The following is a 14,092-nucleotide window of genomic DNA, read 5'->3' as shown; positions in this document are numbered from 1 at the left end:
CATGTATGACGTCGAAAAGATCCGTGCCGATTTCCCGATCCTGTCGCGGCAGGTGAACGGCAAGCCTCTCGTCTATCTCGACAACGGCGCATCGGCGCAGAAGCCGCAAGCCGTGATCGACGCTGTGACGCGCGGCTACGCCGAGGAATATTCCAACGTCCACAGGGGCTTGCACTACCTTTCGAACCTCTCCACCGAGCGCTACGAAGCCGTGCGCGGCACCATCGCGCGCTTTCTGAACGCCGCCAGCGAGGATGAAATCGTCTTCACCTCCGGCACCACGGAAGGCATCAACCTCGTGGCCTACGGCTGGGCCATGCCCCGGCTCGAGGCAGGCGACGAGATCGTGCTTTCGGTGATGGAGCATCACGCCAACATCGTGCCCTGGCACTTCCTGCGCGAACGGCAGGGCGTGGTGCTGAAATGGGTGGACGTGGACGCCCGGGGCGATCTCGATCCGCAGAAGGTGATCGACGCCATCGGCCCGAAGACGAAGCTCGTGGCGATCACGCATATGTCCAACGTGCTGGGCACCGTGGTGGACGTGAAGACGATCACCGAGGCCGCCCATGCCAAGGGCGTTCCGGTGCTGGTGGACGGCTCCCAGGCCTCCGTGCACATGCCGGTGGACGTGCAGGCGATCGGCGCCGATTTCTACGCCATCACCGGGCACAAGCTCTACGGGCCTTCCGGCTCCGGCGCGATCCACATCCGGCCCGAACGCATGTCCGAGATGCGCCCCTTCATGGGGGGCGGCGACATGATCCGCGAGGTGAGCCGCGATGCGGTGAGCTACAATGATCCGCCGATGAAGTTCGAGGCCGGCACGCCGGGCATCGTCCAGACCATCGGCCTCGGCGCGGCGCTGGAATACCTGATGGGCCTCGGCATGGAAAACATCGCCGCCCACGAACGCAGCCTGCGTGATTACGCCCAAGCCAAGCTTTCGGGGCTGAACTGGCTCAACATCCAGGGCACTTCCGACTCCAAGGGCGCGATCTTCTCCTTCACGCTGGACGGTGCGGCCCATGCGCATGATTTGTCCACCGTGCTCGACAAGAAGGGCGTGGCCGTGCGCGCCGGGCACCATTGCGCCCAGCCGCTGATGGCGCATCTGGGCGTTCCGGCCACCGCGCGGGCCTCCTTCGGGCTCTACAATACCTGCGAGGAAGTGGACGTGCTCGTCGAGGCGCTGGAGCTGTGCCACGAGCTGTTTGCCTGAACCGGTTTCCGGCCCCGGAGCGCGGATTTTGCGATTGCAGCGCCCGGGGCTTTTGCCTATAGACGGGCGCACAGGCACCTGTAGCTCAGCTGGATAGAGCGCTGCCCTCCGAAGGCAGAGGCCAGAGGTTCGAATCCTCTCAGGTGCGCCATTTACTCCATGCCATCAACGTCTTGAGCGCCGCCGCGCGGGCGCAGGATCGCGATCGCTGCAGGTGCGAAGCTCTCGTTTCACGCACCCGCTACCGCCGCAAGACACCCCTCTCTGGAAAGCTGCGCCGCGGACCGAAGCCATGGCGCCGCCATGCGCGGCGGGGCATTTGATTCGCCGCATCCTCCGCAAACTGGTTTCATCTGATCCTAGTTTTATTGGTGTTTCGGCAATTCCACCCGGTTTTTTAGGGGCCGCCTTTCGATCTCGGCGCGCAATTCATTGAATTGGCCGGATTTCAACCCGAATTGGATAGTTTTCGGCGAAATTCTTTTGCGTAGATGTCGCAAAGGCACCAATATGAAGCCCATTCCTATTGCCGGTCTGATTGAATTGCCGGTCGCACAACAAAAAGGATGAAAGATGTCGATTGATCTGAGCAGTCTCTCTCCGGGCGAATTGGAAAAGCTCGCGCGGGAAATCGAAGCACGGAAAGCGGAAGTGGCGAAACAAGCGTTGAAAAAGGCCTATGCCGACATGCTGGAGGTGGCCAAGAAACACGGCGTTTCCTTTGACGAGGTGATCGCGCTGCATTCCGGCAAAGGGTCCAAGACGGCGCCGAAATACGCCAATCCGGCGGATCCGACCCAGACTTGGAGCGGCCGCGGCCGCAAACCGGCCTGGTTCATTGACGCGCTGGCCGCCGGCAAAACACCCGAGGATCTGGAAATCTGAGATCGCTCATTCGCGCCGCGCCTATTTCTGCGCGTGCCGATGGAAATGAATGAGGCCCGGCCGGTAATGAACCTGCCGGGCCTTTCCATTCCGATTTTGCGGGCTCAGTAGCCGCGCCAGATCCAGCCGCCGCCGAAGATCCGGCTGCTGTCCATGTCGTAGAACACGCAGGCCTGGCCCGGGCTGACGCCTTCTTCCGGTGTCAGCAGCTCGACTTCGGCCTCGGTGTCCGAGATCGGGCGGATGACGGCCTCGGTCGGCGGGCGGGTGGAGCGCACCTTCACGCCCACGTGCCATTCCTCGCGGCTGGCAAAGGGGGCGTCGCCGAGCCAGTTGATCTCCCGCACCGGCACCTTGCGCGTGGCCAGCGCCTCTTTCGGGCCCACCACCACGCGGCGGTTGTCGGCATCGAGTTTCACCACGTAAAGCGGCTCGCTCAGCCCGCCGATCCCGAGGCCGCGCCGCTGGCCGATCGTGTAATGGATCACGCCCTTGTGCCTGGCCAGTACGTTGCCGTCCATATCGACGATCTCGCCGGGGCTGGCGGCCTCCGGGCGCAGCTTCTCGATCACGCTGGCGTAGTTGCCGTTGGGCACGAAGCAGATGTCCTGGCTGTCGGGCTTGTCGGCCACGGGCAGCCCGTATTTCGCCGCCAGCGCACGGGTTTCGGCCTTGCTCTTCAGGTGGCCGAGCGGGAAGCGCAGATACTCCAGCTGCTCCGGGGTGGTGGAGAACAGGAAGTAGCTCTGATCCCGGTTCGCATCGGCGGCGCTGTGCAGTTCCGGGCCGTTGGGGCCCATCTTGCGCTGGATGTAGTGGCCCGTCGCCATGCAGTCGGCATCCAGATCCTTCGCCGTTTCCAGCAGATCCTTGAACTTCACCCGCTCGTTGCAGCGGATGCAGGGCACCGGCGTCGCCCCGGCGAGGTAGCTCTCGGCGAATTCGTCGATCACCGCATCCTGGAAGATGTTCTCGTAGTCGAGCACGTAGTGGGGAAAGCCCATTTCCTCGGCCACCCGGCGGGCATCGTGGATGTCGCGCCCGGCGCAGCAGGCGCCTTTCTTGGCCAGCGCCGCGCCGTGATCGTAGAGCTGCAGCGTCACGCCCACCACGTCATAGCCTTCCTCGGCCAGCTGCGCCGCCACCACCGAGGAATCCACGCCGCCCGACATCGCGACGACCACGCGTGTCTCTGCGGGCGGCTTCGCAAAGCCGAGGGAATTCAGCGGGTGGGTGTCGCTGTCGAGTGCCATATGTCCGTGCTCCAGTGGGATGCTGCGGAATATAGGAAAATGCTATCTAACAACAAGGGGGGCTTTCACATCTGGTTAAGCGCACCTGTGCAAAGTCGGCCGCGGGGTCGAAGCAATGGGTGAAACGATGTATCTCAAGAAAGTCGACGGGCCGCGCGCTGTCACCCTGCCGGACGGGCGCGTCATGACCCGCGCGGATCTGCCCGCGCGCGATACGAAACGGTGGGTTGCCAGCCGCAAGGCTGCCGTCGTGCACGGGGTGCAGCACGGGCTGATCACGAAATCGGAGGCCATGGAGCGCTACAACCTGTCGGAGGAGGAGTTCGCCTCCTGGTGCCGGGCCGTGGCGCGGCACGGTGAGTCGGCGCTGAAAACCACCGCTCTGCAACGATATCGCTGACGGGGGGGCGGTCGGAAAGTCGCCTGAATCGCTCTATGCCGGACCTTGGGTCGGAAAATGAGGTGCAAACAATTTTAAGTTGTTGGTTGGCGCGTTGATGAATTGGTAACGTGAAGTTAACCAATTTCCGAAATCTTGACCAAGGATTTGGAGCATCAAGGGGACAACGATCATGCGCGTTTTGCTGGTAGAAGATGATCCGACAACGTCGAAGAGCATCGAACTCATGCTCACTCACGCCAACCTCAACGTGTATTGCACGGACCTTGGTGAAGAAGGCATCGATCTTGCCAAGCTCTACGATTACGATCTCATTCTCCTTGATCTCAACCTGCCGGACATGAACGGCCATGACGTGCTCAGGCAGCTGCGCATGGCGCGGGTGGATACGCCGATCCTGATCCTTTCCGGGGCCGACGATACCGAGAGCAAGATCAAGGGATTCGGGTTCGGGGCGGACGACTACCTCACCAAGCCCTTCCACCGGGAGGAGCTGATCGCGCGCATCCACGCGATCATCCGCCGCTCCAAAGGCCATGCCCAATCCATCATCCGCACCGGCCGCGTCGTCGTGAATCTCGATGCCAAGACGGTCTCGGTGGACAACAAGCCCGTCCATCTGACGGGCAAGGAATACCAGATGCTCGAACTGCTCTCCCTGCGCAAGGGCACCACGCTGACGAAGGAGATGTTCCTCAATCATCTTTACGGCGGCATGGACGAGCCGGAGCTGAAGATCATCGACGTGTTCATCTGCAAGCTGCGCAAGAAGCTCTCCGAGGCCACGGGTGGCGAAAACCACATCGAGACGGTCTGGGGCAGGGGCTACGTGCTGCGCGATCCGGAGCCGGAGCACGAGGCCACCCCGATCCCGATCTGTGCCTAGGGCTCTGGACCTCGCCGTGCGGGCCTCCTATCAAAAGGGCAGGATCCGCGCAGCGAGGACAGGATGCAGGAACGCCCCCCCGTAGAGAGCCTGACGAAAGAGCAAGCCGAACAGGAGCTTGCGTGGCTGGCCGAGCAGATCGGCGCGGCCAATACCGCCTACCACCGAGATGACGCGCCCGAGATTTCGGATGCGGAGTATGACGCGCTGAAGCGGCGCAACGCCGCCATCGAGGCGCGTTTCCCCGAGCTCAAGCGCGCCGACAGCCCCAGCGATCGCGTCGGGGCCGCCCCGGCGGAGGGTTTCGGCAAGGTCCGCCACGAGGTGGCGATGCTGTCGCTCGGCAATGCCTTCACCGACGAGGACGTCGAGGAGTTCACCGCGCGCGTCCGGAAATACCTGAACCTGCGCGCCGCGGATCCGCTGGATTTCACCGCCGAACCCAAGATCGACGGCCTCTCGCTGTCGCTGCGCTACGAGGATGGCCTGCTGGTTCAGGCGGCCACGCGGGGGGACGGGCAGACCGGCGAGAACGTCACCGCCAACGCCCGCACCATCGCCGACATCCCCCAGAAGATCGAAGGCGCGCCGGAGATCCTGGAGGTCCGTGGCGAGGTCTACATGGCCCATGCCGATTTCGAGGCGCTCAACGCCGCGCAGAAAGCCGAGGCCGAGGCGGCCGGCAAGGCCCCCAGGCTCTTTGCCAACCCGCGCAACGCGGCCGCCGGCTCCCTGCGCCAGCTGGACCCTGAAATCACCCGGTCCCGGCCGCTGCGCTTCTTCGCCTATGCCTGGGGCGCCCTGTCCGAGCCCCTCGCCGAGACCCAGATGGGCGCCATTGCGCGCCTTGCGGATCTGGGCTTCGCGACGAACCCGCTCACGCGCCTCTGCACCGATGCGGCGGCGCTGATCGCCCACTACCGCCACATCGAGGAGCGGCGCGCGACCCTCGGCTACGACATCGACGGCGTCGTCTACAAGGTGAACGATCTGGAGCTGCAGCGCCGGCTCGGTTTCCGGGCGACGACGCCCCGCTGGGCCATCGCCCACAAGTTTCCGGCGGAACTGGCCTGGACACGGCTGGAAGCCATCGACATCCAGGTCGGGCGCACCGGCGCGCTCAGCCCCGTGGCCCGGCTCGCGCCCGTCACCGTCGGCGGCGTGGTCGTCTCCAACGCCACCCTTCACAACGAGGATTACATCGCCGGGCGCGGCGCGTCGGGCGAGGTGATCCGCGACGGCAAGGACATCCGCGTCGGCGACTGGGTGCAGGTCTACCGCGCGGGCGACGTGATCCCGAAGGTGGCCGATGTCGATCTCGCACGGCGGCCCGAAGGGGCGGCGCCCTTCGTCTTTCCCGATCGCTGCCCGGAATGCGGCAGCCCGGCGGTGCGGGAGGAGGGCGATGCGGTGCGCCGCTGCACCGGGGGCGTGATCTGCCCGGCGCAGGCGGTGGAGCAGCTGAAGCATTTCGTTTCGCGCAAGGCCTTCGACATCGAGGGGCTCGGTGCCAAGCAGGTGGAGCAGTTCCACGCCGACGGCTGGATCAGGGAACCCGCCGACATCTTTGATCTGAAGGAGAAATACGGCACCGGCCTGCAACAGCTGAAGAACCGCGAAGGCTGGGGGGAGAAATCCGCCGCGAAGCTGTTCGACGCCATCGAGGAGAAGCGCCGCATCCCGCTGGCGCGCATGATCTTCGCGTTGGGAATTCGCCACGTGGGCGAGGTCGCCGCACGCGATCTGGCCCTGCACTACGGCAGTTGGGACGCGCTGACGGCCGCGCTGGACACCGCGCGCCCGGCCGCGCTGGCCCATCGCGCCGCCGACGAGGCCGAGGATGCGGAACGCCGGCGCGCCGCGCAGGAGGGCCGCCGGGCGCGGATCTCCGAGGCGCGCGCGGCGGCGGTCGCGGCCGCGCAGGTGCCCGAGGCCGCCGCCGCCGCCTGGGAGGATCTGATCGGCACCGACGGCATCGGCCCCACGCTGGCGCTGTCGCTCTCCGATGCCCTCGCCAACCCGGAAGAGCGCGCCGCCTTCGATCGCCTCACCGCGCATCTGACGATCGAGGCCCCGGAGGCCCCGGCGGCCGACAGCCCGGTGGCGGGCAAGACGGTCGTCTTCACCGGCGCGCTCGAAAAGATGACGCGCGCCGAGGCCAAGGCGCGGGCCGAAAGCCTGGGCGCCAAGGTGGCCGGTTCGGTTTCCTCCAAGACGGATCTGCTGGTCGCCGGCCCCGGCGCCGGCTCCAAGGCGAAGAAGGCGGCCGAGCTGGGCATCGAAACCATCGACGAAGACGGCTGGCTGGCACTGATCGAGGGGGCCGCGCAACAGGGATGAGCACGCGGCCGGAGATCCTGTTTCCGCTGTTCACCGCGCTTGAGCGGCTGGAGGGCGTAGGGCCGAAGACGGCCGAACACCTCGCGCAGATGGGGGTGGAGAAGCCGCGGGATCTGCTCTTCACGCTGCCGCATTCCGGCGTGGACAGGCAGCCCCGGGCCTCGATCCGCGCCGCCAACCTGCCGGCCGTGGTCACGGTGGAGGTGCTCGTGGGTCGCCACCACGAGCCCGCGCGCAAGGGGCGTCCCTACCGGATCGAGGTGCAGGATGCCGAAACCAGCTTCCAGCTCGTCTTCTTCCATGCGCGCGGAGACTACCTGAAACGCCAGCTGCCCACGGGCAGCCGCCGCGTGGTGTCCGGCCGGGTGGAGCTGTTCGACGGTATCGGCCAGATGGTGCACCCGGATTACATCCTGCCCGCCGAGGAGGCCGACAGCATCGCGCCCTTCGAACCGGTCTACCCGCTCACCGCCGGCGTCACGGCCCGGCTGATGCAGAAGGCGGTGCGCGGGGCGCTCTCCCGCGCGCCGGCGTTGCCCGAATGGGCCGATCCCGAGCTGATCAAGCGCGAAGGCTGGCCCTCCTGGCGCGCCGCGCTGGAAGCCGCCCACGCGCCGCAGGGGCCGGCCGATCTCTCGCCCGATGCGCGCGCCCGGCAGCGGCTGGCCTATGATGAACTCCTCGCGCATCAGCTGACGCTGGCCCTGGCCCGCGCACACAGCCGCAAGGCCCCCGGGATCGTCTCCCGCGCCACGGGGCGGCTGCAGCGGCGCATCCTCGAAACGCTGCCCTACGCGCCGACGGGGGCACAGGAGCGTGCCATGGCCGAGATCGCCGCCGACATGGCCGCCCCGCAGCGGATGAACCGCCTGCTTCAGGGCGACGTTGGCGCCGGCAAGACGCTCGTGGCATTCATGGCGCTGCTGATCGCGGTCGAGGCGGGCGGGCAGGGGGTGATGATGGCCCCCACCGAGATCCTCGCACGCCAGCATCTCGAAGGGCTGAAGCCCATGGCCGAGGAGGCCGGGGTGGTGCTCGAGATCCTGACCGGGCGCGACAAGGGCGCCGAGCGCGCCGCCAAGCTGGCCGCGCTCGCGCGCGGCGACATCCATATCCTCGTGGGCACCCATGCCGTCTTCCAGAAGGACGTGGCCTTCCGGGATCTGCGCCTTGCGGTGGTGGACGAGCAGCACCGTTTCGGCGTGCGGCAGCGGCTGGAACTGGGCGAGAAGGGGCCACGGGTGGACATGCTGGTCATGACGGCCACGCCGATCCCGCGCTCGCTGGCGCTGGCCCAATACGGCGACATGGATGTCTCGGTGCTGGACGAAAAGCCCCCCGGACGCCAGCCGATCAAGACGGCGCTGATTTCCACCGCCCGGATCGACGAGGTGGTGGCCCACCTGCAGAAGGCGGTGGCCGAAGGCCGGCAGGCCTATTGGGTCTGCCCGCTGGTTGAGGAAAGCGAAGTCTCCGACATGACGGCCGCTCAGGAGCGCTTCAAACGCCTGCGCGCGGTGCTCGGGGAGGGCCGGGTCGGGCTCGTGCATGGGCAGATGCCCCCGGTTGAGAAGGATGCCGCCATGGCGCGATTCGTGGCCGGGGAGACGTCCGTGCTCGTGGCCACGACGGTGATCGAGGTGGGGGTGAACGTGCCCAACGCCACGATCATGGTCATCGAGCGCGCCGAGAGCTTTGGCCTTGCGCAGTTGCACCAGCTGCGCGGGCGGGTCGGGCGCGGCTCCGCCGCCTCCACTTGCCTGCTTCTTTACCAGCCGCCCCTCACCGAAGGGGGCGAACGCCGCCTCAAGGTGCTGCGCGACTCCGAGGACGGCTTCCGCATCGCCGAGGAGGATCTCGCCATCCGCGGGGCCGGGGATCTGATCGGCACCGCGCAATCGGGTTTGCCGCGCTTCCGCATCGCCGATCTCGAGCGGCAGGCCGGGCTGATGAAGATCGCCCAGGCTGACGCCCGCCGGCTGCTCGAATCCGATCCTGCGCTGGAGTCCGAGCGTGGGAAGGCCGCCCGGCTGCTGCTTTGGCTGATGGAGCAGGACAAGGCCATCCGTTTGATTTCAGTAGGTTAGCGGAGACGTTCCGCTTTGTTCACAAATGTTCTCATAAAGTTCTTTACTTCGAGTCGCGCATATGAGAACAAAGTGGCAACAGAGTTGTGAGCCGCAGGAGGAGCCGCCATGATCCAGCAAGTCAAAGCCGCCTATCACCGGTCTTCGGATACGATGCTTCAGGATGTGGCCGGCGTGCTGGCGCTGGTGGTGACGCTCGTCGTCGGCCTGCATCTTCCGTCCCTGATCTGACGGGTTCTTTCGCGGGCCTTCGCCCGTGCCCTGTTTGCCGCCTGTCGTCTGTGCCGGTCGCCTGCCGCATCTGTCCCCAAGCGATGCCATCGGTCACTGCCTGTGCCGACCCCAACAGGGGGATTGCCTCTCCCCCGCCTCCGGGCCGATCCGGACACCACAGAACAGGTCCACTGCCGCCGCGCCCGCCCCACGGGTCGCGGCGGTTTTTTTGTCAGAGCTGGCCCGTCTGCACGATTGTGAGGATGCCCGACAGCACGGCATTGGCGGCCACAGAGGCCAGGATCATCCCCATGACCCGGCTGACGATGGCGGAGCCGGCCTCGCCGATGACGCGGATGATCGGTTCCGCCAGCCGCATGAAGGCGTAGGCGATCGCGATCACCAGCAGCATGACAACGGCAGTCAGAGTCTGGTCGGCGATGCTGAAACGGTTGTTGTCCGTCAAGAGCACGATGGAGAGCATCGCGCCGGGCGAGGCGAGGGAGGGCACGGCGAGCGGGTAGACGGCCACGTTGGCGGCCTTGTTCTCCATCGCGGCCTCGGCCGTCTGCAGATCGGCTTCGGGCTTGGATTCGCCGAAGATCATGGTGAGCGCGAAAAGGAACAGGATGATGCCACCCGCCACCTGGAAGGAATTGAGCCCGATCCCCAGCGCGTTGATGAGGATCTGTCCGAAGACGAGGAAGAACATCAGCACGCCGGCCGAAACCAGCGCGGCCTGCAGCGCCGTCTTCCTGCGCGCCGCCGTGGCCATGCCGGCCGTCACGGCGATGAACACCGGCACGGTGCCGATCGGATCGATGACGACCCAGAGCGTGACGAAGGATTCGATCAGCGCCTGCATCGCGGCCGTCAGGCGCAGGCGGTTTCGCGGGCGGCGTTCAGGGCTTCGAGCGTGGCTTCGAGCGCAAGCATGATCGAGGCGTGGCGGTTGCGGTAGTCGCGCGCGGGCATCAGCACCTCGAGCCCGTCGAAGGGGGCTTCAGGCGCGGGGCCTCCTTCTTTCAGCATGGCCTTGAGCTGGTCGCGCGCCTTCTCGATCTCCGCCGCGTCGCGCCCGATCGCATTGGCGCCGACGACGGCCGCCGCCGCCTGGCCGAGCGCACAGGCCTTCACGTCCTGTGAGAAGGCGCTGATCCGGCCGCCGTCCACGTTGAGCGAAACGGTCACGGTGGAGCCGCAGAGCGGCGAGCGCTTCTTGGCGGAGGCCATCGGCTGATCCAGCGGCTCGGTATGGGGGATGTCCGCCGCGAGCTGGAGGATCTTTCCGGAGTAGAGTTTGATCAGATCGGCCTCGGCAGACATGGCTTTCCCTTTGCAGTGCTCTGTCATAGATAGTCTGCCTGTTGCCAGACGCAAAGGGTTTTGCCATGCCGTTCGATCCCGCCAGCCTGACCTATGATTCCAACGGGCTGATCCCCGCCATCGCGCAGGATGCCGAGAGCGGCGAGGTGCTGATGATGGCCTGGATGAACGCCGAAGCCGTGGCGCGCACGCTGGAAACGGGCCGCGTCACCTATTGGTCGCGCTCCCGCCAGGCCTTCTGGGTGAAGGGCGAAAGCTCCGGCCATGTGCAGGAGCTGGTGGATCTGCGCGTCGATTGCGATCGGGATTGCCTGCTCGTGCAGGTGCGCCAGACGGGGCCGGCCTGCCACACCAACCGCCGGAGCTGCTTCTACACCGCGATCCGGGGCGGCGACGAGGTGGAGCTGATGCGCCCGATGGAGGGCTGAGCCGGGCCCCTTCAGAGCCCGACCATTGCGCGGATGTCTTCGGGGCGCAGCCCCTCGGCGCGGTATTTGCGGATCGCCTTGGCGTCGTCGCGCTTGGCCAGCCGTTTGCCGGCGGCATCGCGGATCAACCGGTGGTGGTGATAGCGCGGCGCCGGCAGGCCGAGCAGCCTCTGCAGCACCGCATGGATGAAACTGGCCTCGAAGAGATCGGCGCCGCGCACCACGTCGGTGATCCCCTGATGGGCGTCGTCCAGCACCACCGACAGGTGGTATGAGGTTCCCATGTCGCGCCGCGCGATCACGATGTCGCCAATGGTTTCAATGATTTCCCCTGCGCTTTTCACGCATGGGCCTTGGTGGATCCGCTCGTCGATCCGGATCTCGGACAGCCCCAGCCGCCGGAGGGCGGCGGCCATGTCGAGCCGAAGCGCGGCCTCGGGAGGGCAAGCCGCGGGCGCGCGCGCTCCGGCGTGCCGGCAGGTGCCGGGATAGACGATCCCGTCCGGGCCGACGAGGGGCGAGCCACCTTCCTGCGGTGCCGTCGCCGCTGCGAGAATATCCCGGCGGTTGCATGAGCAAGCATAAAGAAGCCCCTGATTCCAGAGCATTTCCAGCGCCGACCGGTAACGGTCCATCTGCTCGGATTGCCGCATCACCGGCGCCTCCCAGGCAATCCCGAGCCAGATGAGATCTTCGAAGATCAGCTCTTCCCATTCCGTCCTTGCACGGGAGCGGTCGATGTCTTCGATGCGCAGCAGGAAGCGGCCCTGCGCGGCCTGTGCCATGTCATGGGCAAGCAGGGCGGAATAGGCGTGCCCGAGATGCAGGGGGCCTGTCGGGGATGGCGCGAAGCGGGTTGTGAATGTCACAGCTTTTCAAGGATGTAGATCATGGACTTCATGTTCAGCCCGGGCAGGTGGTCGCCATAGGTGCGCACGAGGAGCCGCGCGCTGCCGGTGTCCAGAAGCTCGCTCACGGCGCCCTCGTAGCTCTTGTCTTCGAGGGTGTGATCGTTGAAGGAGAAAGCGATCAGCCCGCCGGGGCCGAGCTTGGCGAAGAGCCGGTGCAGAGCGCTGGCCGGTGCGGCGCCGACGCTGATGACGCCGATGGCCGCGATCGCCGCGTAATCGCCCGGCTGGATCGGCAGTTCCGCATCGGCATAGGAGATCCAGAGATCCCGGTAGACGCCTTTTTCCCGTGCCTTCTCAAGCATCTCGGGCGAGAGATCGCAGCCGTCCACGGTGGTGAACCCCTGCGCCCGCAGCGCCACGCCCGACAGCCCCGTGCCGCAGCCGAAATCGAGAATCGGCAGGCTCTTGTCGGGCAGCTTGGTGCCGAGCGCATTGGCGATGCGCCCGGGCGTGGCGTAGCCCTGTTCGGCCACCTCCTGCTCGTAACTCTCCGACCACGCGTCATAGAGCGCGCGGGTTTCCTCGGGGGTTTTCAGGCCGTAGACCTTGTCCAGAAAGCGTTTGAACACCATGGACGCGACGGTAGCGCGCCGCCTAGGCGGCGTCCAGCCACTGCTGCCAGGCCGCCTTGGCGCGGTCGGTATAGGCCTTGTAGCGATCCTTGCGCCCGCGACGGCCGCCCTTCAGCCCGTCCACCGGGCGGAAGAGCCCGAAGTTCACGTTCATCGGCTGGAAGGTCTTGGCATCGGCGCCGCCGGTGATGTGGCGCACCAGCGCACCCATGGCCGTGTCCTGCGGCGGGGAGGCGAGCGGCTTGCCGAGGATCTCGGCCGCGGCCAGCCGGCCCGCCAGCAGCCCCATGGCCGCGCTTTCCACGTAGCCTTCCACGCCGGTGATCTGGCCGGCGAAGCGGAGGTTGGGCCGGGATTTCAAGCGCATCTGGTCGTCCAGCAGCGTTGGCGAGTTGATGAAGGTGTTGCGGTGGATGCCGCCGAGGCGGGCGAATTCGGCCTTTTCCAGCCCCGGAATGCGGCGCAGCACCTCTTTCTGGGCGCCGTATTTCATCTTGGTCTGGAAACCGACGATGTTGAACAGCGTGCCGAGCGCGTTGTCGCGGCGCAGCTGCACCACGGCGTAGGGCTTCACGTCGGGCTGGTGCGGGTTGGTGAGGCCGATGGGCTTCATCGGGCCGAAGCGCAGGGTCTCGCGCCCGCGTTCCGCCATCACCTCGATGGGCAGGCAGCCGTCGAAGTAGCCGGCCGTCTCACCGGGCTTGAACTCGGTCTTCTCGGCCGCGAGCAGCGCGTCGATGAAGCCCTCGTAGTCTTCCTTCGACATCGGGCAGTTGAGGTAGGCCTTGCGCTCTTCCTCCGTCTCGCCCTTGTCGTAGCGCGACTGGAACCAGGCCTTCTCCATGTCGATGGTGTCGGCATAGACGATGGGCGCGATGGCATCGAAGAAGGCGAGGCTCTCTTCGCCCGTCTCCTTCAGGATCGATTGCGCGAGGCTGCCCGAGGTCAGCGGACCGGTGGCGATGATCCAGTGGCCCTCGGTGGGCAGCTCGGTGATCTCGCCGTATTCCACGGTGACGTTGGGGTGCGCCTTGAGGCGCGCCGTCACGTCTTCGGCGAAGGGATCGCGGTCCACCGCCAGCGCGGAGCCGGCGGGCAGGGCGTGGCGATCGGCCATTTCCATGATCAACCCGCCCGCGGCGCGCATTTCCCAATGCAGAAGCCCGACGGCGTTCTGCTCGTCGTCGTCGGAGCGGAAGGAGTTGGAGCAGACCATTTCGGCCAGGTTGCCGGTCTGGTGGGCGAAGGTGCCCACCTCGGGGCGCATCTCGTGCAGGACGACGGGCACACCGGCCTGGGCGGCCTGCCAGGCGGCTTCGGAGCCGGCCATGCCGCCGCCGATGATATGAAGCGTTTCAGTCATGGCGGGGATGTAGGGGATGCGGCAGGCAAAGAAAAGGCCCCATGACGGGGCCTTCGCAGGACGCGCGCGGGCGGGGGCCTAGGTCGTGAACTCATAAACGGGATTCCGTTTTTGGCGGTGTGATGATTCACTTTCGGAAACGGAGGTGAGCATGACGGGCAGACACGATGTGAGCGATGCGGAATGGGCGGTGATCTCGCCGCTGT

The 14,092-nt window shown here is 66.2% G+C and carries 14 protein-coding genes and 1 tRNA gene; 9 read left to right on the top strand and 6 right to left on the bottom strand.

The window, feature by feature from the left end; all coding sequences use genetic code 11:
* Position 1 precedes the first annotated feature (1 nt).
* The 3 genes from PSA7680_RS00070 (at position 2) to PSA7680_RS00060 (ending at position 2,107) form a co-directional block, all read left to right on the top strand.
* Entirely contained in the window at positions 2 to 1,222 is a 1,221-nt protein-coding gene (locus PSA7680_RS00070) for a cysteine desulfurase (RefSeq protein ID WP_085866625.1), read from the top strand.
* Between the two features lie 74 nt (positions 1,223 to 1,296).
* Positions 1,297 to 1,373 (top strand) — tRNA-Arg (locus PSA7680_RS00065).
* 422 nt (positions 1,374 to 1,795) lie between these two features.
* Entirely contained in the window at positions 1,796 to 2,107 is a 312-nt protein-coding gene (locus PSA7680_RS00060) for an H-NS histone family protein (RefSeq protein ID WP_085866624.1), read from the top strand.
* Between the two features lie 104 nt (positions 2,108 to 2,211).
* On the opposite strand, the gene mnmA is transcribed toward PSA7680_RS00060, so the two are convergent.
* On the bottom strand, positions 2,212 to 3,360 hold the full coding sequence (mnmA, locus tag PSA7680_RS00055) for a tRNA 2-thiouridine(34) synthase MnmA (RefSeq protein ID WP_085866623.1): 1,149 nt from the start codon (positions 3,358 to 3,360) through the stop codon (positions 2,212 to 2,214).
* A gap of 127 nt (positions 3,361 to 3,487) precedes the next feature.
* Here mnmA and sciP point away from each other — a divergent pair, with 127 nt between their 5' ends.
* The 5 genes from sciP (at position 3,488) to PSA7680_RS19035 (ending at position 9,304) form a co-directional block, all read left to right on the top strand.
* Positions 3,488 to 3,760 (top strand): CtrA inhibitor SciP, encoded by a 273-nt coding sequence (gene sciP, locus PSA7680_RS00050; protein ID WP_085866622.1) that lies wholly within the window; start codon positions 3,488 to 3,490, stop codon positions 3,758 to 3,760.
* Between the two features lie 172 nt (positions 3,761 to 3,932).
* Positions 3,933 to 4,646, top strand: coding sequence for a response regulator transcription factor CtrA (gene ctrA / locus PSA7680_RS00045; protein ID WP_085866621.1), 714 nt, complete (start codon positions 3,933 to 3,935; stop codon positions 4,644 to 4,646).
* 63 nt (positions 4,647 to 4,709) lie between these two features.
* Positions 4,710 to 6,986, top strand: coding sequence for an NAD-dependent DNA ligase LigA (gene ligA, locus PSA7680_RS00040; protein ID WP_085866620.1), 2,277 nt, complete (start codon positions 4,710 to 4,712; stop codon positions 6,984 to 6,986).
* On the top strand, positions 6,983 to 9,073 hold the full coding sequence (recG, locus tag PSA7680_RS00035) for an ATP-dependent DNA helicase RecG (protein ID WP_085866619.1): 2,091 nt from the start codon (positions 6,983 to 6,985) through the stop codon (positions 9,071 to 9,073). The genes ligA and recG overlap by 4 nt, the downstream gene beginning before the upstream one ends.
* A gap of 108 nt (positions 9,074 to 9,181) precedes the next feature.
* Entirely contained in the window at positions 9,182 to 9,304 is a 123-nt protein-coding gene (locus PSA7680_RS19035; RefSeq protein WP_275936502.1) for a hypothetical protein, read from the top strand.
* Between the two features lie 214 nt (positions 9,305 to 9,518).
* Here PSA7680_RS19035 and PSA7680_RS00030 read toward each other — a convergent pair whose 3' ends face one another.
* Entirely contained in the window at positions 9,519 to 10,151 is a 633-nt protein-coding gene (locus PSA7680_RS00030; protein WP_085866618.1) for a MarC family protein, read from the bottom strand.
* Positions 10,152 to 10,159: 8 nt separating this feature from the next.
* Complete coding sequence (locus tag PSA7680_RS00025) at positions 10,160 to 10,612, bottom strand: iron-sulfur cluster assembly scaffold protein (RefSeq protein WP_085866617.1); 453 nt, start codon at positions 10,610 to 10,612, stop codon at positions 10,160 to 10,162.
* 65 nt (positions 10,613 to 10,677) lie between these two features.
* Between PSA7680_RS00025 and hisI the strand changes: the two genes are divergently transcribed.
* The gene (hisI, locus tag PSA7680_RS00020; RefSeq protein ID WP_085866616.1) at positions 10,678 to 11,040 is read left to right on the top strand and encodes a phosphoribosyl-AMP cyclohydrolase; all 363 of its coding nucleotides are present in this window, start codon (positions 10,678 to 10,680) and stop codon (positions 11,038 to 11,040) included.
* Positions 11,041 to 11,051: 11 nt separating this feature from the next.
* Here the strand turns inward: hisI and gluQRS are convergent, their stop codons facing one another.
* The 3 genes from gluQRS to trmFO are packed head-to-tail and all read right to left on the bottom strand — an operon-like array spanning position 11,052 to position 13,886.
* On the bottom strand, positions 11,052 to 11,909 hold the full coding sequence (gene gluQRS, locus PSA7680_RS00015; protein ID WP_085866615.1) for a tRNA glutamyl-Q(34) synthetase GluQRS: 858 nt from the start codon (positions 11,907 to 11,909) through the stop codon (positions 11,052 to 11,054).
* The gene (locus PSA7680_RS00010) at positions 11,906 to 12,523 is read right to left on the bottom strand and encodes a class I SAM-dependent DNA methyltransferase (protein ID WP_306372440.1); all 618 of its coding nucleotides are present in this window, start codon (positions 12,521 to 12,523) and stop codon (positions 11,906 to 11,908) included. Before PSA7680_RS00010 ends, gluQRS begins: the two co-directional genes overlap by 4 nt.
* A gap of 22 nt (positions 12,524 to 12,545) precedes the next feature.
* A complete protein-coding gene (trmFO, locus tag PSA7680_RS00005; protein ID WP_085866614.1) occupies positions 12,546 to 13,886 on the bottom strand; it encodes a methylenetetrahydrofolate--tRNA-(uracil(54)-C(5))-methyltransferase (FADH(2)-oxidizing) TrmFO in 1,341 nt (446 codons plus the stop codon).
* Positions 13,887 to 14,092 lie beyond the last annotated feature (206 nt).

The organism is Pseudoruegeria aquimaris, from assembly GCF_900172235.1.
Lineage (GTDB): Bacteria > Pseudomonadota > Alphaproteobacteria > Rhodobacterales > Rhodobacteraceae > Pseudoruegeria > Pseudoruegeria aquimaris.
The sequence above is the reverse complement of the archived record's forward strand: the minus strand, read 5'-3'. Positions and strand labels throughout refer to the sequence as shown.

Excerpts from the sequence above, each read along its gene's own strand:
- PSA7680_RS00070 (WP_085866625.1), top strand. The coding sequence starts at position 2 with ATGTATGACGTCGAAAAGATCCGTGCCGATTTCCCGATCCTGTCGCGG.
- PSA7680_RS00060 (WP_085866624.1), top strand. The coding sequence starts at position 1,796 with ATGTCGATTGATCTGAGCAGTCTCTCTCCGGGCGAATTGGAAAAGCTC.
- mnmA (WP_085866623.1), bottom strand. The coding sequence starts at position 3,360 with ATGGCACTCGACAGCGACACCCACCCGCTGAATTCCCTCGGCTTTGCG.
- sciP (WP_085866622.1), top strand. The coding sequence starts at position 3,488 with ATGTATCTCAAGAAAGTCGACGGGCCGCGCGCTGTCACCCTGCCGGAC.
- ctrA (WP_085866621.1), top strand. The coding sequence starts at position 3,933 with ATGCGCGTTTTGCTGGTAGAAGATGATCCGACAACGTCGAAGAGCATC.
- ligA (WP_085866620.1), top strand. The coding sequence starts at position 4,710 with ATGCAGGAACGCCCCCCCGTAGAGAGCCTGACGAAAGAGCAAGCCGAA.
- recG (WP_085866619.1), top strand. The coding sequence starts at position 6,983 with ATGAGCACGCGGCCGGAGATCCTGTTTCCGCTGTTCACCGCGCTTGAG.
- PSA7680_RS19035 (WP_275936502.1), top strand. The coding sequence starts at position 9,182 with ATGATCCAGCAAGTCAAAGCCGCCTATCACCGGTCTTCGGATACGATG.
- PSA7680_RS00030 (WP_085866618.1), bottom strand. The coding sequence starts at position 10,151 with ATGCAGGCGCTGATCGAATCCTTCGTCACGCTCTGGGTCGTCATCGAT.
- PSA7680_RS00025 (WP_085866617.1), bottom strand. The coding sequence starts at position 10,612 with ATGTCTGCCGAGGCCGATCTGATCAAACTCTACTCCGGAAAGATCCTC.
- hisI (WP_085866616.1), top strand. The coding sequence starts at position 10,678 with ATGCCGTTCGATCCCGCCAGCCTGACCTATGATTCCAACGGGCTGATC.
- PSA7680_RS00010 (WP_306372440.1), bottom strand. The coding sequence starts at position 12,523 with ATGGTGTTCAAACGCTTTCTGGACAAGGTCTACGGCCTGAAAACCCCC.
- trmFO (WP_085866614.1), bottom strand. The coding sequence starts at position 13,886 with ATGACTGAAACGCTTCATATCATCGGCGGCGGCATGGCCGGCTCCGAA.